This is a genomic window from Pseudomonas sp. R4-35-07 (assembly GCF_003852235.1).
Taxonomy (GTDB): domain Bacteria; phylum Pseudomonadota; class Gammaproteobacteria; order Pseudomonadales; family Pseudomonadaceae; genus Aquipseudomonas.
In genome coordinates this window covers 530,222-551,830 of record NZ_CP027732.1, presented here as the reverse complement: position 1 = coordinate 551,830, position 21,609 = coordinate 530,222, and the positions used below count along the sequence as shown (strand labels likewise).

The 21,609-nt window shown below is 61.3% G+C and carries 12 protein-coding genes and 1 pseudogene; 7 read left to right on the top strand and 6 right to left on the bottom strand.

All coding sequences use genetic code 11. The features are described from left to right. Nucleotides 1-421 precede the first annotated feature (421 nt). The 4 genes from C4J89_RS02355 to putP form a co-directional block, all read right to left on the bottom strand. Nucleotides 422-1,258, bottom strand: coding sequence for a 23S rRNA (adenine(2030)-N(6))-methyltransferase RlmJ (locus C4J89_RS02355; protein ID WP_124413653.1), 837 nt, complete (start codon nucleotides 1,256-1,258; stop codon nucleotides 422-424). Between the two features lie 78 nt (nucleotides 1,259-1,336). After that, nucleotides 1,337-2,062, bottom strand: coding sequence for a DUF4123 domain-containing protein (locus tag C4J89_RS02350; RefSeq protein ID WP_124413652.1), 726 nt, complete (start codon nucleotides 2,060-2,062; stop codon nucleotides 1,337-1,339). Beyond that, a complete protein-coding gene (locus tag C4J89_RS02345) occupies nucleotides 2,062-4,083 on the bottom strand; it encodes a type VI secretion system tip protein VgrG (RefSeq protein WP_124413651.1) in 2,022 nt (673 codons plus the stop codon). Before C4J89_RS02345 ends, C4J89_RS02350 begins: the two co-directional genes overlap by 1 nt. Before the next feature lie 205 nt (nucleotides 4,084-4,288). Next, the gene (gene putP / locus C4J89_RS02340) at nucleotides 4,289-5,773 is read right to left on the bottom strand and encodes a sodium/proline symporter PutP (protein ID WP_124360960.1); all 1,485 of its coding nucleotides are present in this window, start codon (nucleotides 5,771-5,773) and stop codon (nucleotides 4,289-4,291) included. Between the two features lie 462 nt (nucleotides 5,774-6,235). Here putP and putA point away from each other — a divergent pair, with 462 nt between their 5' ends. Both putA and C4J89_RS02330 read left to right on the top strand, forming a co-directional pair. Next, nucleotides 6,236-10,189: a trifunctional transcriptional regulator/proline dehydrogenase/L-glutamate gamma-semialdehyde dehydrogenase gene (putA, locus tag C4J89_RS02335; protein ID WP_124413650.1), complete on the top strand. Its 3,954-nt coding sequence runs from the start codon at nucleotides 6,236-6,238 to the stop codon at nucleotides 10,187-10,189. 291 nt (nucleotides 10,190-10,480) lie between these two features. Further along, the gene (locus C4J89_RS02330) at nucleotides 10,481-12,283 is read left to right on the top strand and encodes an acyl-CoA dehydrogenase (RefSeq protein ID WP_124413649.1); all 1,803 of its coding nucleotides are present in this window, start codon (nucleotides 10,481-10,483) and stop codon (nucleotides 12,281-12,283) included. On the opposite strand, the gene C4J89_RS02325 is transcribed toward C4J89_RS02330, so the two are convergent. Beyond that, complete coding sequence (locus tag C4J89_RS02325; protein ID WP_057724383.1) at nucleotides 12,280-12,570, bottom strand: cell division protein ZapA; 291 nt, start codon at nucleotides 12,568-12,570, stop codon at nucleotides 12,280-12,282. The two genes, C4J89_RS02330 and C4J89_RS02325, sit on opposite strands and share 4 nt — an antisense overlap. Then, nucleotides 12,567-12,797, bottom strand: coding sequence for a hypothetical protein (locus tag C4J89_RS02320; RefSeq protein WP_124360957.1), 231 nt, complete (start codon nucleotides 12,795-12,797; stop codon nucleotides 12,567-12,569). The genes C4J89_RS02325 and C4J89_RS02320 overlap by 4 nt, the downstream gene beginning before the upstream one ends. Before the next feature lie 223 nt (nucleotides 12,798-13,020). Between C4J89_RS02320 and C4J89_RS27360 the strand changes: the two are divergent. From C4J89_RS27360 to selO, 5 genes and pseudogenes are all read left to right on the top strand, one after another. After that, a pseudogene (locus tag C4J89_RS27360) lies at nucleotides 13,021-13,797 on the top strand (MCP four helix bundle domain-containing protein); the annotation flags it as partial. 30 nt (nucleotides 13,798-13,827) lie between these two features. Further along, nucleotides 13,828-14,700 (top strand): methyl-accepting chemotaxis protein, encoded by an 873-nt coding sequence (locus C4J89_RS27355; protein WP_371850830.1) that lies wholly within the window; start codon nucleotides 13,828-13,830, stop codon nucleotides 14,698-14,700. 227 nt (nucleotides 14,701-14,927) lie between these two features. Continuing rightward, nucleotides 14,928-16,670, top strand: coding sequence for a potassium/proton antiporter (locus tag C4J89_RS02310; RefSeq protein ID WP_124360955.1), 1,743 nt, complete (start codon nucleotides 14,928-14,930; stop codon nucleotides 16,668-16,670). Between the two features lie 48 nt (nucleotides 16,671-16,718). Beyond that, the gene (gene mscK / locus C4J89_RS02305) at nucleotides 16,719-20,096 is read left to right on the top strand and encodes a mechanosensitive channel MscK (RefSeq protein WP_124413648.1); all 3,378 of its coding nucleotides are present in this window, start codon (nucleotides 16,719-16,721) and stop codon (nucleotides 20,094-20,096) included. Between the two features lie 49 nt (nucleotides 20,097-20,145). Then, nucleotides 20,146-21,609: a protein adenylyltransferase SelO gene (gene selO / locus C4J89_RS02300; RefSeq protein ID WP_124413647.1), complete on the top strand. Its 1,464-nt coding sequence runs from the start codon at nucleotides 20,146-20,148 to the stop codon at nucleotides 21,607-21,609.

Below are 21,609 nucleotides of genomic sequence, written 5' to 3'. Positions count from 1 at the left end.
TTTGTGTTTGGCTTGAGATAAAGCTATTCAGCGATGAGCCAATCCAACCCACGCAATTCCTCTTCCGGACAGACCCGCCCGATCTGAAGAACGACACAAAACAAAATGTGGGAGGGGGCTTGCTCCCGATGCGGTGTATCAGTGACAAATGTACTGACTGACACTCCGCTATCGGGAGCAAGCCCCCTCCCACACTGGTTTTGTGTTTGGCTTGAGATAAAGCTATTCAGCGATGAGCCAATCCAACCCACGCAATTCCTCTTCCGGACAGACCCGCCCAATCTAAAGCACAACACAAAACAAAATGTGGGAGGGGGCTTGCCCCCGATGCGGTGTATCAGTGACAGATGTACTGACTGACACCCCGCTATCGGGGGCAAGCCCCCTCCCACATTGGGTCCTGTGTTTGGCTTGAGATAGGCTATTCAGCGATGAGCCAATCCATCTGCCACCCGCCCTGGGTCTGGCTCAGTTGCCTGGACAGCCACGGCAGCAATTCACGCAGCTCCTCTTCCAGGCCCCACGGCGGGTTGGCAATTGCCAGGCCTGAGCCGGTCAGGGTGTTGGGCGTGTCCAGCGGATGCACCAGCAGCTCTACGCGCAACAGTTTCGGCGCACCGGTGCCGGCCAGGTCCTGGTAGAAGCGGCGCAACATGCGCGGGTCTTTCACCGGGTACCAGATTGCCGCGACCGTCTGGCGCATGCGGCTGACGGCTTCCTTGAGGGACGCCGCGCAACGCTGCATTTCATCGAGCTTTTCAAACGGTGGATCGATCAGCATCAGCGCGCGTTTTTCCGGCACCGGCAACAGGGCGCGCGGCACATGCCAGCCTTCGCCCAGGTGCACCTTGACCCGACGATCACCCTTCATGTTGTCCTTGAGCAACACGCCGTCTTCCGGGTGCTTTTCGTTGAGCAATACGCGGTCCTGGGGGCGTGTCAGGCGCCGCGCCAGCTCCGGCGAGCCTGGGTAGTAGCGCAACTGGCCATCCGGATTCATCTCGTGGAGCACGCGCATGTAATCGGCCGTGAGCGGCGGCAGGTCGCTTGCGCCCCACAGGCGGGCGATGCCTTCCAGGTATTCACCGGTGCGGTTGGCCTGGTCACCCTGCAGGTCGTACAGGCCGATGCCGGCGTGGGTATCGAGGTAGGCGAACGGCTGCTCCTTGCGCGACATCAAGGCGATGAGGCGGGTCAAGGTCAGGTGTTTGAAGACATCGGCGTGGTTGCCGGCGTGAAAGGCGTGACGATAATTCATGGTTGCTCCTGCGCAGGAGGCGAAGTTTACCTTCTACCGGGGCAAAGGTGCAGGGCCGCATGGCGGCTGGTGTTTTTGTTAACTCAACTGCGCAGCGAGGTAATCGGCCAGCGCTGCATGGTTGACTCCCGGCCTGCGCGCGAACCAGGCGAGCTTGTGTTGCAAGGTGGCCGGCGTGAACGCGGCATACACATCAGGACGCTGCTCTTGCAGCCATTGCAACAGGTTGCCGACCAGTACCTGAGGCGACTGCGCAGCCAGGTGCTCGAGCAATGGCGCAGGCACTCGCCACCATGGCCAGGGCTTGGCAGGGGTGATCGGGTCAGTCGCCACCGTCAGCGGCTGACCATTGATCAAATAACGCCCAAACACCGGCAAGACCTTCCCCGCCTCGTCACCCAATTGCTGCCACATCGGCTGAAACTGAGCGCCATCCCAGAAGCGTAGAAACACCGCCTGGTCATTGGGCATAAACACCTTGGTCAAGCTTTGCAGATGGGCGATCACGGTGTCCAGCGCGCTGGAGGATACCGCCAACCAACCCCAATCGGTGGCGTGCGCGGTGGCTACCCAATCGAGAAACGCGCTGCCCGGCTCGACAATGCCCACGTAAGGCATCACCTCGTCCCAATGGGCGTAGGCCGTACCCGCCCAGATCGCTCGCGGCAGCGGCCCTGCCGTCAGGGTTTGCCAGGCGACGAGCGGTTTGGCGGCGCTGGCATTGCCCAGCACTGCAAAGATGCGCTCATCGCCGCGCAAGGGAAACTGTGCCAACCAGGTGCCAGGATCCATGAGTGCCTGCATCAGGAAGCCCTCCGCGCGTGATCGGTGATATCGCACTGCCCGTCCCGGCAACGCTCGCATTCTTCGCAAAACGGCGCGCTGCGTTTCAGGCTGGCGATTTGCACAGGGCTCAGGGGGAGCGGGATAACTGCCAGTACCGTCTCCTTCAAACCGGGCGTCAACGGCGCCGCCGCAGGTGCTGGCGCCCCGCCAAGCTGGATTGGCACACTGCTGAAAATCCCGCCCGCCGAAATCGTGATTGACTGCCCTCCCGCCTGAATCGTAACGCTGGCTCCCGCATCGATGACGATGCTCTGCCCGGCGCCAATCTGAATGGTCCTGCCAGCCCGCATCTGCTGCGAGCCGCCGACCATCAGATGATCATCCTGCTTGAGCTCGGTCAGGCGGTTGCCATGAGTAATGCGCTGCTCTTCGCCGTGCAACTCATGGTGCGACTCGCCGCCGACCTTCACCCGACGCCTGTTATCAACCTGCACCTGCTGGTCGTGCAATACATGCTGGGTCCAATCACGCTGGGCACGCAGGTAGATTTCTTCGGCGCCCTTGCGGTCTTCGATGCGCAGCTCGTTGTAGCCGCCACCGCCGGGCGTGCTCTGGCTGCGAAAGATGCTGCGGGTCTTGTCCGCCGGCAGATCGAGTGGCACCGATGTCGCGGCATTGGGCAGGCAGCCCATCACCAGCGGCATATCCGGGTCGCCATTGATGAAGCCCACCAGCACTTCCATGCCGACCCTGGGAATCAGCACCGTGCCATAACGGTCATGAGCCCAACCACTGGCGACTCGCAGCCAGCAGCTGGACTGATCGGTCCGCTCGCCAGCGCGGTCCCAGGCCATTTGCACCTTCACCCGGCCGTATTCATCGCAGTGAATTTCGCTGTCGACGGGCCCGGTAACCACCGCGCTCTGATAGCCGGACACACTTGGGCGGGGTATTTCAGGCAAAGGGGGGCGAAACATGACATCCCATGGAGCGGCAATGAATGTGTTGCGATAACCCTGACGAAAATCTCCGCCGGCGAGGTCTGTGACAGCCTCCTCCAACACCTGGGGTTGCATACCTTCATGGGTGATGTGCGTCACCAACCACAACCCATTCCAGTCCTCACGCGGATGCCCGCTCAGTTTGAGGAAGCGGCCGCTGACCAACCCAGGCTCATCACCCGAGCCATGCGCCAGCCGATAGTCACTGCGATGGCGCTCCAGCCCACGCTGTGCGAGGTATTTACCATGGGGACGCTCGCTGAAATGGCCGGGGAAGAATTGCTGCTCAAGAGTAGGAAGTTGCTCGCCGGTAGCTGCACTTTCCAGCTCAAGGCGCGGTTTACGAAAATCGTAATCGCGCAGGTTCACCGATGTGGTGCGCGTTTCCAGCTGCACGGCAAACCGCTTGATCGCCGGGGTCTGCGCAACCATTCCGGAACCCGGCATATACGCGGTTGGCTGTTGCGCCTGGGCGAACACGGTCTGGTCATCGCCAAACACCAGCAGGTGCTGTTCGGCCGAATGTTGGAAGTGATAGTGAATGCCCTGCTCGGCACACAGGCGCTGAACGAATGCCAGGTCAGTTTCAGCAAACTGCACACAATACTCGCGTTCGGGGTAAGTACCGCTCAGGCGAAACTCGAATTGATCGCTCTGGATGCCCTGCCCCGTCAACACCAGCGCCACAATCTGCGGCACCGTCTTGTGCTGGAAGATACGTTGGTGGCTGCTGTGTTTCAGGTAGGCCAAGTGCGGCACAAGGCTGAACTGATAGCGCGTAAGGCGCCGCCCGGAATCACCCTGCGCTACCCGGTAAACCAGGCCATGCACACCATGGCCCTGATCATCGAAACCGAGGTACGCCGGGTGATGCAGCAGGTTCTCAAGGTCCAGGTCGGGCTGCTCGCAGACCAACTCAAGGTCAAAACGATAGGGCTGGCTGAGCGCTTCGTTACCCTTGAAGCTGTAGACCCTGAGGTCACTGGCAACCCCATCCAGGGTCAGGGTAAACGCGGTTTGATTGGCAGGAGCGAACATCCGGTGTTTCTCTGCAAAAAAATAGGCGACCGATTCTGCACCACTGTTGCTCCCTGCTGAGCAGGCCCGAGGAAAATCAGTAAAACCCTACACGCGAACGTCGGAATCCTCTTCGGAGCGTCGTAAATCACAGGCAAAAAAAGGCCCGCCATCCGTAGGACGCGGGCCTTTTTGTTAACTCATCGAGCGCCCAGCGCCCGGTGAATTACTTATTGAGGTTGTAATCTTTTTCTGCGGCATCAAAGCGCTCGACCATACCGGCAGTCGGTGCACCCATCTTGCTCACGAAGTAGATCGCCAGGCTGGCGAAGATGAAGCCTGGGATGATTTCGTACAGGCCCAGCACTTCGAAGTGCTTCCACACGATTACGGTGATCGCGCCGACCAGGATGCCGGCCAGTGCGCCGTTGCGGGTCATGTTTTTCCAAATCACCGAGATCAGCACCACAGGCCCGAACGCGGCGCCGAAACCGGCCCAGGCGTAGCTGACCAGGCCCAGTACACGGTTTTCCGGGTTGGCGGCCAGGGCGATGGCGATCAAGGCCACCGCCAGCACCATGATCCGACCGACCCATACCAGTTCAAGCTGGGACGCACCCTTGCGCAGGAATGCCTTGTAGAAATCTTCGGTCAGGGCGCTGGAGCACACCAGCAATTGGCAGCTCAGGGTACTCATGACAGCCGCCAGGATGGCCGACAGCAATACACCGGCAATCCATGGGTTGAACAGGATCTTGGCCAGTTCGATAAACACGCGCTCAGGGTTTTCGGTCACGGGACCGGCCACCTCAGGATGCGCCGAGAAGTAAGCGATGCCGAAGAAGCCCACCGCCACGGTGCCGCCCAGGCACAGGATCATCCAGGTCATGGAGATGCGACGCGCGTTGGCAATCGACTTCACCGAATCCGCCGCCATGAACCGCGCGAGAATGTGCGGCTGGCCGAAGTAACCCAGCCCCCAGCCCATCAGCGAGATAACGCCGATGAAGGTGGTGTTTTTCAGCATGTCGAAGCTGGTCGGGTCCTTGGCTTCGATGGCCAGGAAAGTGGTGTCCACGCCGCCGGTCGCCAGCAGTACGATGATCGGCGTCAGGATCAACGCGAAGATCATCAGCGTGGCTTGCACGGTATCGGTCCAGCTGACCGCCAGGAAACCGCCAATAAAGGTGTAGGCAATGGTCGCTGCGGCACCGGCCCACAGTGCAGTCTCGTAGGACATGCCGAAGGTGCTTTCGAACAGACGGGCACCGGCCACGATGCCGGAGGCGCAGTAAATGGTGAAGAACACCAGGATCACCACAGCGGAGATGATCCGCAGCAGCCCGCTTTTATCTTCGAAGCGGCTGGAGAAGTAATCCGGCAGGGTCAGGGCGTCGCCGTTGTGTTCGGTCTGCACGCGCAGGCGGCCGGCCACGAACAGCCAGTTGAGGTAGGCACCGACGATCAGGCCGATAGCAATCCAGCTTTCCGACAACCCGGACATGTAGATCGCGCCCGGCAGGCCCATCAACAACCAGCCGCTCATATCGGAAGCGCCGGCGGACAAAGCGGTCACCACGCTACCGAGGCTGCGACCGCCCAGGATGTAATCGGAAAGGTTATTGGTGGAGCGATAGGCCATCAAGCCGATCAGTACCATTGCTGCGATGTAGATCACGAACGTGATCAGGGTGGGATTACTAACGCTCATAGAAGTGACGCCCTGGCTTTGTTTTTATGTAGCGACGGTCTGTCAGCCCGCTACCGGTGGTTAACCGGGTAAACGAAGCTGCTTGCCGCGCATTTATGACTGGCGTTTCCCCAGGAAAGCCGCCAGCCGATGAACCGACCTGTGGAAGTGGTTGCACCTTGGTGCGCGAATGCTATTCAACAAAGCAAATAAGGTGCAACCAGTTTCTCGCGAATAAGTTGCACCTACGCGCATTTAAGAACAAACACCGGTTTTTTGCTACTTTTCGGAGCAAGAACAGTCAACCTCAGAAGCAAATGCACCACCAAGGCGCCGTTTCGGCAGAAGGCCAGATTTTTTCCGATCAACCGTCGAAAATTTCATGAACAAAAAGGGTTGCACCCGGTTGCACCTCTTCATGGGCAAAGCTAATCTTGCCGCCAGCAGATGCCACTCGGTAGTGGCACCCATGAGGATAACAAAATGGCTACGACCACCCTTGGGGTCAAACTCGACGACCCGACCCGCGAGCGCCTGAAGGCTGCCGCGTCCTCCATTGATCGCACGCCGCACTGGCTGATCAAACAGGCAATTTTCAATTACCTGGAGAAACTCGAGGGTGGTGCAACCCTTTCCGAGCTTAACGGTTCGGGCAGCAAGGATGCCGACGACGCCGGCGAAGTCCAGCATGACCACGCCCACCAGTGCTTCCTTGAGTTCGCCGAGAGCATCCTGCCGCAATCTGTACTGCGCGCCTCGATCACCGCCGCTTACCGTCGCCCCGAGCCGGAAGTGGTGCCGATGCTGATCGAGCAGGCGCGCCTGCCGGTAGAAATGGCCGAAGCCACCAACAAGCTGGCCGCCACGATTGCCGAAAAATTGCGCAACCAGAAAAGCGCTGGCGGCCGTGCCGGTATCGTTCAGGGCCTGCTGCAGGAATTTTCCCTGTCGTCCCAGGAAGGCGTGGCGCTGATGTGCCTGGCCGAAGCGCTGCTGCGCATCCCGGACAAAGGCACGCGCGATGCACTGATCCGCGACAAGATCAGCACCGGCAACTGGCACCCGCACTTGGGCAACAGCCCGTCGCTGTTCGTCAATGCTGCTACCTGGGGGCTGCTGTTGACCGGCAAACTGGTCGCGACCCATAACGAAGCAGGCTTGACCTCGTCCCTGAGCCGCATCATCGGCAAAAGCGGCGAGCCGATGATCCGCAAGGGCGTCGACATGGCCATGCGCCTGATGGGTGAACAGTTCGTCACCGGCGAAACCATCGCCGAAGCCCTGGCCAACGCGAGCAAGTTCGAAGCCAAGGGTTTCCGCTATTCCTACGACATGCTCGGGGAAGCCGCCCTCACCGAACACGACGCCCAGAAGTACCTGGCTTCGTATGAACAAGCCATTCACTCCATCGGCAAAGCGTCCCACGGCCGTGGGATCTATGAAGGCCCAGGCATCTCCATCAAGCTCTCCGCCCTGCACCCGCGTTACAGCCGCGCGCAGTACGAGCGGGTGATGGACGAGCTGTACCCGCGCCTGTTGTCGCTGACCCTGTTGGCCAAGCAATACGACATCGGCCTGAACATCGATGCCGAAGAAGCCGACCGCCTCGAGTTGTCCCTGGACCTGCTCGAGCGCCTGTGCTTCGAACCGCAACTGACCGGCTGGAACGGTATCGGTTTCGTGATCCAGGCCTACCAGAAGCGTTGCCCGTATGTGATCGACTACGTGATCGACCTGGCACGCCGCAGCCGCCACCGCCTGATGATCCGTCTGGTCAAAGGCGCGTACTGGGACAGCGAAATCAAGCGCGCCCAGGTCGAAGGCCTGGAAGGCTACCCCGTGTACACCCGCAAGGTGTACACCGACGTTTCCTACATTGCCTGCGCACGCAAACTGCTGTCGGTGCCGGAAGCCATCTACCCGCAGTTCGCCACGCACAACGCCCATACGTTGTCGGCCATCTATCACATTGCCGGTCAGAACTATTACCCCGGCCAGTACGAGTTCCAATGCCTGCACGGCATGGGCGAACCGCTGTACGAACAGGTGGTGGGCAAGGTCTCCGAAGGCAAGCTGAACCGTCCGTGCCGTGTGTACGCACCGGTCGGCACTCACGAAACACTGCTGGCGTACCTGGTACGTCGCCTGCTGGAAAACGGTGCGAACACCTCGTTCGTCAACCGCATCGCCGATCACTCCATCTCGATTCAGGAGCTGGTGGCCGATCCAGTGGCGAACATCGAGCAGATGGCGACGGTGGAAGGCGGCTTCGGCCTGCCGCACCCGCGTATCCCACTGCCGCGTGACCTGTACGGCAGCGACCGCGCCAACTCGGCCGGTATCGACCTGGCCAACGAGCATCGCCTGGCATCGCTGTCCTGCGCCCTGCTGGCCACCGCTCACAACAACTGGAAAGCCGCGCCGATGCTCGGTTGCGCCGCCAGCGAACAACCGGCTGCAGCGGTGCTGAACCCGTCCGACGTGCGCGATGTGGTCGGTCACGTTCAGGAGGCCACCGTCGAAGACGTCGACAACGCCATCCAGTGCGCCATCAGCGCCGCGCCGATCTGGCAGGCCACTCCGCCCGCCGAACGCGCCGCGATCCTGGAGCGCGCCGCCGACCTGATGGAAGGCGAGATCCAGCCACTGATGGGCCTGCTGGCCCGTGAAGCCGGCAAGACCTTCGCCAACGCCATCGCTGAAGTGCGCGAAGCCGTGGACTTCCTGCGCTACTACGCGGTGCAGGCGCGTAACGATTTCACCAACGACGCCCACCGCCCATTGGGTCCGGTGGTGTGCATCAGCCCGTGGAACTTCCCGCTGGCGATCTTCAGCGGCCAGGTGGCGGCGGCATTGGCTGCCGGTAACCCGGTGCTGGCCAAACCCGCCGAACAAACCCCGTTGGTCGCCGCCCAGGCCGTGCGCATCCTGCTCGAAGCCGGCATTCCGCAAGGCGTGCTGCAATTGCTGCCGGGCCAGGGCGAGAGCGTCGGTGCCCGCCTGGTCGGTGATGAACGCGTCAAAGGCGTGATGTTCACCGGCTCCACCGAGGTTGCACGCTTGCTGCAACGCAATGTCGCCGGTCGCCTTGACGCCCAGGGCCGTCCGATTCCGCTGATCGCCGAAACCGGCGGCCAGAACGCGATGATCGTGGATTCCTCGGCACTCACCGAACAAGTGGTGATTGACGTGGTGTCGTCGGCCTTCGACAGCGCCGGCCAACGTTGCTCGGCCCTGCGCGTGTTGTGCCTGCAGGAAGATTCGGCAGACCGCGTCATCGAAATGCTCAAGGGTGCCATGGCGGAATGCCGCCTGGGCAACCCGGAACGCCTGTCGGTGGATATCGGCCCGGTGATCGACGCCGAAGCCAAGGCTGGTATCGAGAAACACATCCAGGCCATGCGCGACAAAGGCCGCAACGTTTACCAGGTGGCGATTGCCGATGGCGAAGAGATCAAGCGTGGCACCTTCGTGATGCCCACCCTGATCGAGCTGGAAAGCTTCGACGAGCTGCAACGCGAAATCTTCGGCCCGGTGCTGCACGTGGTGCGCTACAAGCGCAAAGAGATCGACCAGCTCATCGGCCAGATCAATGCCTCCGGCTACGGCCTGACCCTGGGCGTGCACACCCGCATCGACGAGACCATCGCCAAGGTGATCGACAACGTCAATGCAGGTAACGTCTACGTCAACCGTAACATCGTGGGTGCCGTGGTGGGCGTGCAGCCGTTCGGCGGCGAAGGCCTGTCGGGTACCGGCCCGAAAGCCGGTGGCCCGCTGTACCTGTACCGCCTGCTGTCGACTCGTCCTACCGATGCGATCGAGCAATCCTTCGTACGTGGCGACGCATTGACTGCACCGGACGTGCGCCTGCGCGACGCCATGAGCCAACCGCTGACCGCGTTGAAAACCTGGGCCGACAGCCACAACTTCAGCGAACTGAGCGCCCTGTGCAGCCAATTCGCCGCCCAGTCGCAAAGCGGTATCACCCGCCAACTGGCCGGCCCGACCGGCGAGCGCAACAGCTATGCGATCCTGCCGCGTGAACACGTGCTGTGCCTGGCGGAAGTGGAAGGTGACCTGCTGACCCAACTCGCTGCGGTATTGGCGGTAGGCGGTTCTGCGGTATGGCCGGAAACCGAGCTGACCAAGGCCGTGTTCCTACGCCTGCCGAAAGATATTCAGGCGAAGATCAAGCGCGTGGCCGACTGGACCAAGGACGACGTGGTGTTCGACGCTGTCCTGCATCACGGTGATTCCGACCAACTGCGTGCGGTGTGCCAGCAAGTGGCGCAGCGCGGTGGGGCGATTGTTGGGGTGCATGGTTTGTCCCAAGGTGAGACATCCATTGCCCTGGAGCGGTTGGTGATCGAGCGGGCGTTGAGCGTTAACACCGCTGCTGCCGGCGGTAATGCGAGCCTGATGACCATCGGTTAAACGCGGTAAAAAATGTGGGAGGGGGCTGATCGTTCCCACGCTCCGCGTGGGAATGCAGCTCAAGGACGCTCTGCGTCCAGAAGCGTGACGCGGAGCGTCAAGAGAGGCGTTTCCACGCAGAGCGTGGGAACGATCTTAAACACACTGCTATCGGGGGTAAGCCCCCTCCCACATTTGGCCTCATTTCAATTCCCTGCCTGCGTTTTGCTCCTCCATCACCCAGATCAATCTTGCTATCCAGCTTCTATTCGCGCACTTAGACTCGGGCCATTCCTCCAAAGGTAAGCCGCCATGTCCGAGACGCTGCTCAGTTCCCGCAATCTGGCTTTCGAGCTATATGAAGTCCTCGATGCCGAGGGCCTGACCCAGCGCGAGCGGTTTGCCGAGCACAATCGCGAAACCTTCGACGCCGCCATCAGCACAGCGCGCAACATTGCCGAAAAGTACTTCGCGCCTCACAACCGCAAGAACGATGAAAACGAACCGCGTTACGAAGACGGTAAGGCGATTCTGATTCCGGAAGTGAAACCGGCGGTGGATGCTTTCCTGGAAGCCGGTTTCCTCAATGCCGCCCGCAGCTTCGAAGCCGGTGGCATGCAGTTGCCGACCCTGCTGTCCCAAGCCTGCTTCGCTCACTTCCAATCCGCCAACGCGGCCTCTACGTCTTACCCGTTCCTGACCATGGGCGCCGCCAACCTGATCGAAAGCTTCGGCACCGAGGAGCAGAAACAGCGCTTCCTGCAACCGATGATCGAAGGCCGTTTCTTCGGCACCATGGCCTTGACCGAGCCACACGCCGGTTCATCCCTGTCGGATATTCGTACCCGTGCCGAGCCTGCGGCTGACGGCAGCTATCGCCTGAAAGGCAACAAGATCTTCATCTCCGGTGGCGACCATCCGCTGTCGGAAAACATCGTGCATATGGTGCTGGCCAAGCTGCCCGATGCACCGGCCGGGGTGAAGGGCATTTCGTTGTTTATCGTGCCCAAATTCCTGGTCAACGCTGACGGCAGCCTGGGCGAGCGCAACGATGTACTGCTGGCCGGGCTGTTTCACAAGATGGGCTGGCGCGGCACGACGTCCACAGCACTCAATTTTGGCGATAACGGCAACTGTGTCGGCTATCTGGTGGGCAAACCGCACCAGGGCCTGAGTTGCATGTTCCAGATGATGAACGAGGCACGGATCGGCGTCGGCATGGGCGCGGTGATGCTCGGTTACGCGGGCTATCTCTACTCGTTGGAGTACGCCCGCGAACGTCCGCAAGGCCGCCTGCCGGACAGCAAGGACCCGAGCACCGCACCGGTGTCGATCATCCAGCACGCCGATATCAAGCGTATGCTGCTGACCCAAAAAGCCTACGTGGAAGGCGCCTTCGACCTGGGCCTGTACGCCGCACGCCTGTTCGACGACACCACCACCCTGCCAGGTGAAACCGAACGCAAACAAGCCCACGAGTTGTTGGACCTGCTGACCCCCATCGTCAAATCCTGGCCGTCGGAGTTCTGCCTCAAGGCCAACGAACTGGCGATCCAGATTCTCGGCGGCCATGGCTATACCCGCGAGTACCCGGTCGAGCAGTACTACCGCGATAACCGCCTGAATCCGATCCACGAAGGCACCCATGGCATCCAGTCCCTGGACCTGCTTGGGCGTAAGTTGGCGCAGAACGGCGGGGCCGGGCTCAAGCAATTGATTCGACTGATCGCCGAGACAGGTGCTCGGGCGCAGCCATACCCAACGCTCAACGCGCTGAGGGAACCGCTGGAGCAATTGGTCAATCGCCTGCAACGCGTCACCCTCGGCCTGCTGAGCGATCTCGCCCAGGGCAAGGTCAACAGCAGCCTGGCGAACTCGGCGCTGTACCTGAAAGTGTTCGGGCACACGGTAATTGGCTGGCGCTGGCTGGAACAGGCGATTCGCGCCGAAGAAGGGCTGGCCAAGGGCAACGCGGCCGATGTGGCCTTCTATAAAGGCAAGCTCCAGGCCGCCCGGTACTTTCTGACATGGGAAGTACCAAGCTGCCATCATGAACTGGCGATTCTGGAGGCACGCGACGATACGTGCCTGGGCATGCAGGATGCGTGGTTCTAAGGCTGGATCGCCTTGGAAATCACCTCGACCGTGGCGCTGACTTGCTCTTGGTAACGGTCGAGTTCCTGTTGATGGGCCTGCTGCATTTCGATCTGCTCGGCGCACAGGTTCAGCGCGGCCAATACCAATAATTTGTCACCAATGAGGGTCGGGTACTTTTTCTTGGTCGTGGCCAGGGAAGCCTTGAGCATGGTCACGGCGTGCATCAGGGTCTGGTCTTCCCCGGCCGGCGCCTTGATCGAGTAATCCTCACCGAGAATCGAAACGACCTTTATCCCTTCATTCATGCGCTGACAGGCCCTGCGCTCACACGCTCAACCAGTGCCTGGATGCGGGCGGCGGTGGCGCCATGCTTTTCTTCCTGTTCCATCAGGTTCAGTTGCAGGCTGTCGTTTTCATCCTTGGCCTGGGCCAGCTGCGCCTTGAGGGATTCGTTGCTGCTCAGCAGGTCTTGGTTCTGCTGTACCAGGTCGTTGACCAGTTGTTCCAGTTGGCTGAGGGATGCTTCTAACATTTTGATTTCTCGGGCTTTTTGAAAGGGCGGTGACGATAAAGAAAATTCACCTCGGATGCCAGGGTTATCCCCGGCGCGCAGCCCGATGTTCAAGGGCCGGGCCGCGCTTTCGAGCCTTAGTGACTGTAATTACCCAATCTGGTTCCTGAATCCGTGCAACCCCTGGTCAGCTGCGACAAAAGCGCGCGCCCCCTTAAGACTTTAGTCGCAGAGCCGATACGCGATGCACACCCCGTCTCATGGCCGCACGGATCGCGCTTCTCCCCAGGATTCCAGCATGTCTCTTCGTAATATGAATATCGCCCCGAGGGCTTTCCTCGGCTTCGCGTTTATCGGCGCGTTGATGTTGTTTCTGGGCGTGTTCGCCCTGAACCAGATGAGCAAGATCCGCTCAGCCACCGAAGACATCACCCTGTCCAGCGTGCCAAGCATCCGCGCCCTCGACGAATTCACTCAGCTGACCTTGCGCCTGCGCGTGTTGTCGTACCGCTTGCTCACCAACCGCGAGCCGGAAGTACAGCAGAAAACCCTGGAAGCCTTCGACGTGCGCAACCAGCAGATCCGCACCGCCCAGGGCGTATATGAAAAGCTGATCGAGAGCCGCGAAGAACGCGCGACCTACGATGAATACGTGCGGTTACTGGCCCAGTACCATCAGATCGAAGAGCGCATGAAAAGCCTGTCCCGGGCCAACCAGGTCGACGAATTGCGCGCCCTGCTCAACACCGAACTGCTGAACAACTCCGAGCAGGTCAACGCGGTGCTCAGCCGCCTGCTGGAAATCAACAACAGCATGGCCCTGGACACCAACCAGCAGGCCGAAGACCAGTACGATCTGGCTTTCAACATGGTCGTGGGCCTGCTGGTGATCGCCACCGCGCTGACCCTGTTGTTCGCCTGGCTGCTGACCCGCAGCATAACCGTGCCGATTTCCCAAGCGCTGGAAGCGGCCGAAGAAGTGGCCGAAGGCAACCTCACGCGCCCGATCAAAGTCGAGGGCAACGATGAGGCCGGCCGCCTGCTCGCCGCCATGGCCAAGATGCAGGACAAACTGCGCGATACCCTGCAACGCATCGCCGGCTCCGCCACGCAACTGGCGTCGGCCGCCGAAGAGCTCAACGCCGTCACCGACGAAAGCGCGCGTGGCCTGACCCAGCAGAACAATGAGATCGAACAGGCCGCCACCGCGGTGAACGAAATGACCAGCGCGGTCGAGGAAGTCGCGCGCAATGCCGTGAGCACCTCCGAAGCCTCGCGCAACGCCACCACCTCGGCCGGTGATGGCCGTGACCTGGTACAGGAAACCGTCAGCGCCATCGAACGCATGAGCGGCGACGTGCAAGCCACCGCCACCTTGATCGGTGAGTTGGCCAATGAATCCCGCGATATCGGCAAAGTGCTAGACGTGATCCGTGGCCTGGCCGACCAGACCAACCTGCTGGCCCTCAACGCGGCCATCGAAGCGGCGCGGGCCGGTGAGGCCGGGCGTGGTTTTGCGGTAGTGGCGGACGAGGTACGCGCGTTGGCCCATCGCACCCAGCAGTCCACCAGCGAGATCGAGCGCATGATCGGCAGCATCCAGGCCGGCACCGAGCATGCGGTGGATTCGATGCGCAACAGCACTGAGCGCGCCGAATCCACGCTGAACATCGCCAAGGGCGCAGGGATGTCGCTGGATACCATCAACACGGCAATTGTCGAGATCAACGAGCGCAACCTGGTGATCGCCAGTGCAGCGGAAGAACAGGCGCAGGTCGCGCGGGAAGTCGACCGTAACCTGGTGAATATCCGCGATCTGTCGGTGCAATCGGCGACAGGTGCCAGCCAGACCAGCGCGGCGAGCAGCGAGTTGTCGCGCCTGGCAGTGGACCTCAATGGCATGGTGGGCCGCTTCCGGCTGTAAAAATGTGGGAGGGGGCTTGATCGTTCCCACGCTCCGCGTGGGAATGCCTCAGGTGACGCTTTGCGTCACGACGTCAAGAGCGGACGCGAAGCGTCCAATGAGGCGTTCCCACGCAGAGCGTGGGAACGATCTTTTGACAGCGCAGCAATTCAACAGGTTAGAATCCCTGGCACGCAGACTGCATGGTCAGTTTGCGCCCTGTCTTTCCCTGCTCTGGAGTACTGCCTTTGAATGCGACGACCATCAACAGCCTGTTCTTGATCGGCGCGTTGCTGGTGAGTGCGAGCATTCTGGTGAGTTCTCTGTCGTCGCGCCTGGGCATCCCGATCCTGGTGATCATCCTGGCCGTGGGCATGATCGCCGGCGTCGATGGCGGCGGCATCATCTTCGATAACTACCCGACCGCCTACCTGGTGGGCAACCTGGCGCTGGCCGTGATCCTGCTCGACGGCGGTTTGCGCACGCGGGTGGCGAGTTTCCGCGTGGCACTCTGGCCTGCGTTGTCCCTGGCCACGGTGGGCGTGTTGATCACCACCGGCCTCACTGGCATGGCCGCGGCCTGGCTGTTCGACCTCAACATCGTGCAGGGCTTGCTGATCGGCGCCATTGTTGGTTCCACGGACGCCGCAGCCGTGTTCTCGCTGCTGGGCGGCAAGGGCTTGAACGAACGGGTGACCGCCAGCCTGGAAATCGAATCCGGCAGCAACGACCCGATGGCGGTGTTCCTCACCGTGACCCTGATCGACATGCTCGCCAGCGGCCAGACCGGCCTGCATTGGAGCCTGCTGACCCATCTGATCCGCGAGTTCGGCATCGGCGGCCTGGTCGGCCTGGGCGGCGGCTGGCTGATGCTGCAGATGGTCAACCGCATCAACCTGGCTACCGGCCTGTACCCGATCCTGGTGATCGCCGGCGGCCTGTTCGTCTTCGCGCTGACCAATGCCTTGCACGGCAGCGGCTTTCTCGCCGTGTACCTGTGCGGCCTGGTGATCGGCAACCGTCCGGTGCGCAGCCGTCATGGCATCCTGCATATGCTCGACGGCATGGCCTGGCTGGCGCAGATCGGCATGTTCCTGGTGCTGGGCCTCTTGGTCACGCCCCATGACTTGCTGCCGATCGCCCTGCCGGCACTGGGCCTGGCGCTGTGGATGATCCTGTTTGCACGGCCGCTGTCGGTGATGGTCGGCCTGTTGCCCTTCAAGGCGTTCCACGGCCGGGAAAAAGCCTTTATCGCCTGGGTCGGCCTGCGCGGCGCGGTGCCGATCATCCTCGCGGTGTTCCCGCTGATGGCCGGCCTGCCCCATGCCCAGCTGTATTTCAACCTGGCGTTCTTTATCGTGCTGGTGTCGCTGCTGGTGCAGGGCACCAGCCTGCCGTGGGTGGCCAAGTTGCTGAAAGTCACCGTACCGCCAGACCCGGCGCCGATTTCCCGCGCCGCCCTGGAAGTGCACGTCACCAGCGAGTGGGAGCTGTTCGTCTACCGCCTGGGCGCGGAGAAATGGTGCATCGGCGCCGCCCTGCGCGAGTTGAAAATGCCCGAGGGCACGCGGATCGCGGCGCTGTTCCGTGGCCAGCAACTGCTCCACCCGTCGGGTAGTACGGTGCTGGAAGTCGATGATTTGCTCTGCGTCATCGGCCATGAACATAACTTGTCGGCCCTGGGCAAACTGTTCAGCCAGGCGCCGCAACGCGGCCTCGACCTGCGCTTCTTCGGCGACTTCGTACTCGAAGGCGACGCCCAGCTCGGCGCGGTATCGGCCTTGTACGGGCTCAAGCTCGAGGGTATCGACCCGGACATGCCGCTGAGCCGCTTCATCACCCAGAAAGTCGGCGGCGCGCCGGTGGTGGGCGACCAGGTGGAGTGGAACAACACCATCTGGACCGTCGCGGTCATGGACGGGAACAAGATTGGCAAAGTCGGCGTCAGATTCCCCGAAGGAAGTCGCCCGGGCCCCGGACTCTTCCTCTAAACTGCGGGGCCACACGCCCCGATTCTTCATCTAGCTCGACCGGTCTCTATGCCAACCCTGCGCACTTTTCTCGCCACTGCCCTGCTGGGCCTGACTCTTTGTGTTGGCACCGTTCACGCGGCCGACCCACCCAGCGCCGACGCTGTCCAGCAAACCCTGGACAAACTGCCCGACCGCAAGCTACCCGACGCCGACATGAAGGCGTTGCAGAGCATCCTGCAACAGACCCTGACGTTCCTGGCTAACAAGCAGGAGTACGAGCAGCGCCTGGCAGACCTGAAGCGCCAGCTGGAAGATGCCCCGCGCCAGACGACGGACAACCAGCGCGAGCTGACCCGGCTCAAGGCCACCAAAATCATTCCGGTGGCCCAACGCTACGCCAGCCTGCCCGTGCCGCAGCTTGAACAATTGCTGGTGCAACGCACCACCCAGCAAGGTGATCTGCAAAAAGAACTGGCCGACGCCAATAGCCTGACCATCGCCGCCCAAACCCGCCCCGAGCGCGCCCAAACCGAAATCAGCAGCAGCCAGACGCGCATCCAGCAGATCAATGCGACCCTCAAGACCGGCAAAGACAACGGCAAAGCCCTCAGCGCCGACCAGCGCAACCAGCTCAACGCCGAACTCGCCGCCCTCAATGCGCTGATCCCCCTGCGCCGCCAGGAACTGGCCGGCAACAGCCAGCTGCAAGACCTGGGCAACAGCCAGCACGACCTGATCCAGGAAAAAACCGCGCGCCTGGAGCAGGAAATCCAGGACCTGCAAACCCTGATCAACCAGAAACGCCTGGCCCAGTCCCAGCAGACGGTGACCCAACAGTCCATCGAAGCGCAGAAAGCCGGCGGCAGCAGTCTGCTGGCCACGGAAAGCGCGGCCAACCTGAAGCTCTCCGACTACTTGCTCAAGAGCACCGACCGCCTCAACGACCTGACCCAGAAAAACCTGCAGACCAAGCAGCAACTGGACACCGTCACCCAAAGCGATTCGGCGCTGGACGAGCAGATCAACGTGCTCAAGGGCAGCCTGCTGCTGTCCAAGATCCTCTACAAGCAGAAACAGGCGCTGCCACGCCTGACCGTCGACCGTGACCTGGCCGACGACATCGCCAACATTCGCCTGTACCAGTTCGAGGTCAACCAGCAGCGCGAGCTGATCAACTCGCCCAGCGCGTATGTGGATAACCTGCTGGCCAACCAGCCGCCGGACGACGTCACCCCGCAATTGCGTCGCACCCTGCTGGAACTGGCAATTACCCGCAGCGACCTGCTGGAGCGCCTGAGCCGTGAATTGAGCGCGCTGCTCAACGAATCCATCACCCTGCAACTGAACCAGAAACAACTGCTGAGCACCGCCACCACCCTGCGCGCCACGCTCGATGAGCAGATGTTCTGGATCCCCAGCAACAAGCCGCTGGACACCGAGTGGCTGGAAACCGTACCGGCGCATTTGAGCAAGCAAGTCACCACCCTGCCCTGGGCCTCCAGCGTCAGCGAACTGTATGACGGCCTGACCCAGCGCCCGTGGCTGTTCCTGCCACTGCTGCTGTTGATCGGCGCGCTGCTGTGGCGGCGCAAGGCGCTGTATCAGCGCCTCAACAAAGTTCACCTGGACATCGGTCACTTCAAGCGCGACAGCCAGTGGCACACGCCGCAGGCGATCCTGATCAATATCCTGCTGGCGATGCCGGTGTCCCTGGGCCTGGCGCTGTGCGGCTATGCGTTGCAGATCGACGCCCGCGGGCAAAACGCCAACCTGGGTTCGGCCTTGTTGCAGATCGCCCAAGCCTGGCTGGTGTTCTACACCGCTTACCGCATCCTGGCGCCCGGCGGTGTGGCCGAGCTGCATTTTCGCTGGGAAAAACCCCAGGTCGAATTCCTGCAAGGTTGGGTACGCAAGCTCGGGCTGGTGGTACTGGCCCTGGTGGCCGTGGTGGCCATCGCCGAGCACCAACCGGCGGCGCTCGCCGAAGACGTGCTGGGCATCGCCGTGGTACTCACCTGCTACGCGCTGATGGCGTGGTTGCTCAGTCGCCTGCTGCTGAACAGCCCCACCCATGAAAAAGCTTCGCTGTTTCGCAAGACGATCGGGCTGGTCTTCACCGCCCTGCCCGTCGCATTGTTTATTGCCGTGTGCTTTGGCTACTACTACACCGCTCTGAAACTCAGCGATCGCTTGATCAATACCCTGTACCTGCTGATGTTCTGGCTGGTAATCGAAGCCACCTTCGTGCGCTGGCTGAGCGTTGCCGCCCGACGCCTGGCCTATGCGCGCGCCCTGGCCAAACGCCAGGCCGCCAAGGAAGCCGGTGAAGGCGAAGCGGTGGTGGAAGAGCCGACCCTGGACATCGAAAAGGTCAACGAGCAATCCTTGCGCCTGATCCGCCTGGCCTTGCTCGGGGGCTTTATCGCAGCCCTGTACTGGGTCTGGTCGGACCTGATCTCGGTATTTTCCTACCTCGATAACGTCACGCTGTACGAATACACCAGCGGCACAGGCTCGAATATCAGCATGGTGCCGATCAGCATCGGCGACATGCTCGGCGCGCTGATCATTATCGGTATCACCTTCGCCCTGGCACGCAACCTGCCCGGTCTACTCGAAGTATTGGTGCTGTCCAAACTGGAGCTCGCACAAGGCAGCGCCTATGCCACCACAACATTGCTGTCCTATGTGATTGCCGGCGTAGGTTTTGTCTCCACCTTGTCCACCCTGGGCGTGAGCTGGGACAAGTTGCAATGGTTGGTGGCCGCGCTGTCGGTAGGCCTGGGCTTCGGCATGCAGGAAATCTTCGCCAACTTCATCTCCGGCATCATGATCCTGTTCGAACGCCCCGTGCGCATCGGCGACACCATCACCATCGGCAACCTGTCGGGCACGGTGAGCAAGATCCGCATTCGCGCCACCACCATCACCGATTTCGACAACAAGGACATCATTGTCCCGAACAAGACCTTCATTACCGGGCAACTGATCAACTGGTCGCTGACCGACACCATCACTCGGGTCACCTTGAAACTGGGCGTGGACTACGGCTCCGACCTGGACCTGGTGAAGGAATTGTTACTCAAGGCCGCCAAGGAAAACCCACGGGTACTCAAAGAGCCCGAGCCCCACGTGTATTTCCTCAACTTCGGCGAAAGCACCCTCGACCACGAGCTGCGCATGCATGTGCGCGACCTGGGCGACCGCAACCCTGTGCTGGACGAGGTCAACCGCTTTATCAACCGTGAGTTCAAGAAACAGCACATCAACATCTCGTTCAGGCAGATGGAGGTGTACCTGAAAAACATGCAAGGCCACGAATACAAACTGGTTCCGGTGGAAGACGAGCACAAGACCATCGTCGCGCCCGAGCAGGACACTCCCGAGCCGCCCGCCGGAAAGGTCGCAGACGCGCCTGAACCACCGCCGAGCAAACTCGACTAACGAATTTACCCCCAGCAAAACGTTGGGGGCATCCTGCTGGAGATGGCCGGTGAAAGCCCTCGACGAACTGACCTTCGACAACCGCTTCGCACGCCTGGGCGATGGGTTCTCAACCCACGTGCTGCCCGAGCCCCTCGACGAGCCGCGCCTGGTGGTGGCGAGCACCGCCGCCATGGCCCTGCTCGACCTTGACCCGGCCGTGGCCGAAACGCCCGTGTTTGCCGAACTGTTTGGTGGCCACAAGCTATGGGCCGAAGCGGAACCGCGGGCGATGGTCTATTCCGGGCACCAGTTCGGCGGCTACACCCCGCAACTGGGTGATGGCCGAGGGTTGCTGCTGGGCGAGGTGTATAACCAGGCCGGCGAACATTGGGACCTGCACCTCAAGGGCGCCGGCATGACGCCCTACTCGCGGATGGGCGACGGGCGTGCGGTATTGCGCTCCTCGATCCGTGAGTTCCTCGCCTCCGAAGCCCTCCATGCATTGGGCATCCCCAGCAGTCGCGCCTTGTGCGTGATCGGCTCCAGTACACCGGTATGGCGTGAAAAACAGGAACGCGGGGCGATGGTGTTGCGCCTGGCACCCAGCCATATCCGCTTCGGGCATTTCGAATATTTCTATTACACCAAGCAGCCCGAGCAGCAGGCCGAATTGGCTGAACACGTATTGAACCTGCACTTCCCCGAGTGCCGTGAGCAGCCGGAGCCTTACCTGGCGATGTTCCGTGAAGTCGTCGAACGCAATGCCGAGATGATCGCCAAATGGCAGGCCTATGGCTTCTGCCATGGCGTGATGAACACCGACAACATGTCGATCCTGGGCATCACCTTCGACTTCGGGCCGTTTGCGTTTCTGGACGATTTCGATGCGCACTTCATCTGCAACCATTCCGATCATGAGGGGCGTTATTCCTTCAGCAACCAGGTGCCGATCGGGCAGTGGAACCTCAGCGCGCTGGCCCAGGCGCTGACGCCGTTTATCAGCGTTGACGCCCTTAAAGAAGCCCTTGGCCTGTACCTGCCGCTGTATCAAGCGCACTACCTGGACCTGATGCGTCGCCGGTTGGGGCTGACGACCGCCGAAGACGACGACCAGCAGCTGGTGGAACGCTTGCTCAAGCTGATGCAGAACAGCGGCGTGGACTACACGCTGTTTTTCCGACGCCTTGGCGATGAGTCGGCAGCCTTGGCAGTCACGCGGTTACGCGATGACTTCGTCGACCTGGCCGGTTTCGATGCCTGGGCCGAGCTGTACAAGGCCCGTGTTGCCCGAGACGGGGACGACAGCGAGACACAGCGCCGTGAACGCATGCATGCCGTGAACCCGCTGTACATCCTGCGCAACTACCTCGCCCAAAACGCCATCGCCGCTGCCGAGTCAGGCGATTACAGCGAAGTGCGACGGCTGCATGAAGTCCTGACCAAACCGTTTGAGGAACAAGCGGGAATGGAACAGTACGCACAGCGGCCGCCGGATTGGGGCAAGCATCTGGAGATTAGTTGCTCGTCTTGA

Coding starts and splice junctions, on each gene's coding strand:
- C4J89_RS02330 (WP_124413649.1), top strand. CDS start 10,481: ATGTCCGAGACGCTGCTCAGTTCCCGCAATCTGGCTTTCGAGCTATAT.
- putP (WP_124360960.1), bottom strand. CDS start 5,773: ATGAGCGTTAGTAATCCCACCCTGATCACGTTCGTGATCTACATCGCA.
- C4J89_RS02355 (WP_124413653.1), bottom strand. CDS start 1,258: ATGAATTATCGTCACGCCTTTCACGCCGGCAACCACGCCGATGTCTTC.
- putA (WP_124413650.1), top strand. CDS start 6,236: ATGGCTACGACCACCCTTGGGGTCAAACTCGACGACCCGACCCGCGAG.
- C4J89_RS02325 (WP_057724383.1), bottom strand. CDS start 12,570: ATGAATGAAGGGATAAAGGTCGTTTCGATTCTCGGTGAGGATTACTCG.
- mscK (WP_124413648.1), top strand. CDS start 16,719: ATGCCAACCCTGCGCACTTTTCTCGCCACTGCCCTGCTGGGCCTGACT.
- C4J89_RS02350 (WP_124413652.1), bottom strand. CDS start 2,062: ATGCAGGCACTCATGGATCCTGGCACCTGGTTGGCACAGTTTCCCTTG.
- C4J89_RS02320 (WP_124360957.1), bottom strand. CDS start 12,797: ATGTTAGAAGCATCCCTCAGCCAACTGGAACAACTGGTCAACGACCTG.
- C4J89_RS27355 (WP_371850830.1), top strand. CDS start 13,828: ATGGCCAAGATGCAGGACAAACTGCGCGATACCCTGCAACGCATCGCC.
- C4J89_RS02345 (WP_124413651.1), bottom strand. CDS start 4,083: ATGTTCGCTCCTGCCAATCAAACCGCGTTTACCCTGACCCTGGATGGG.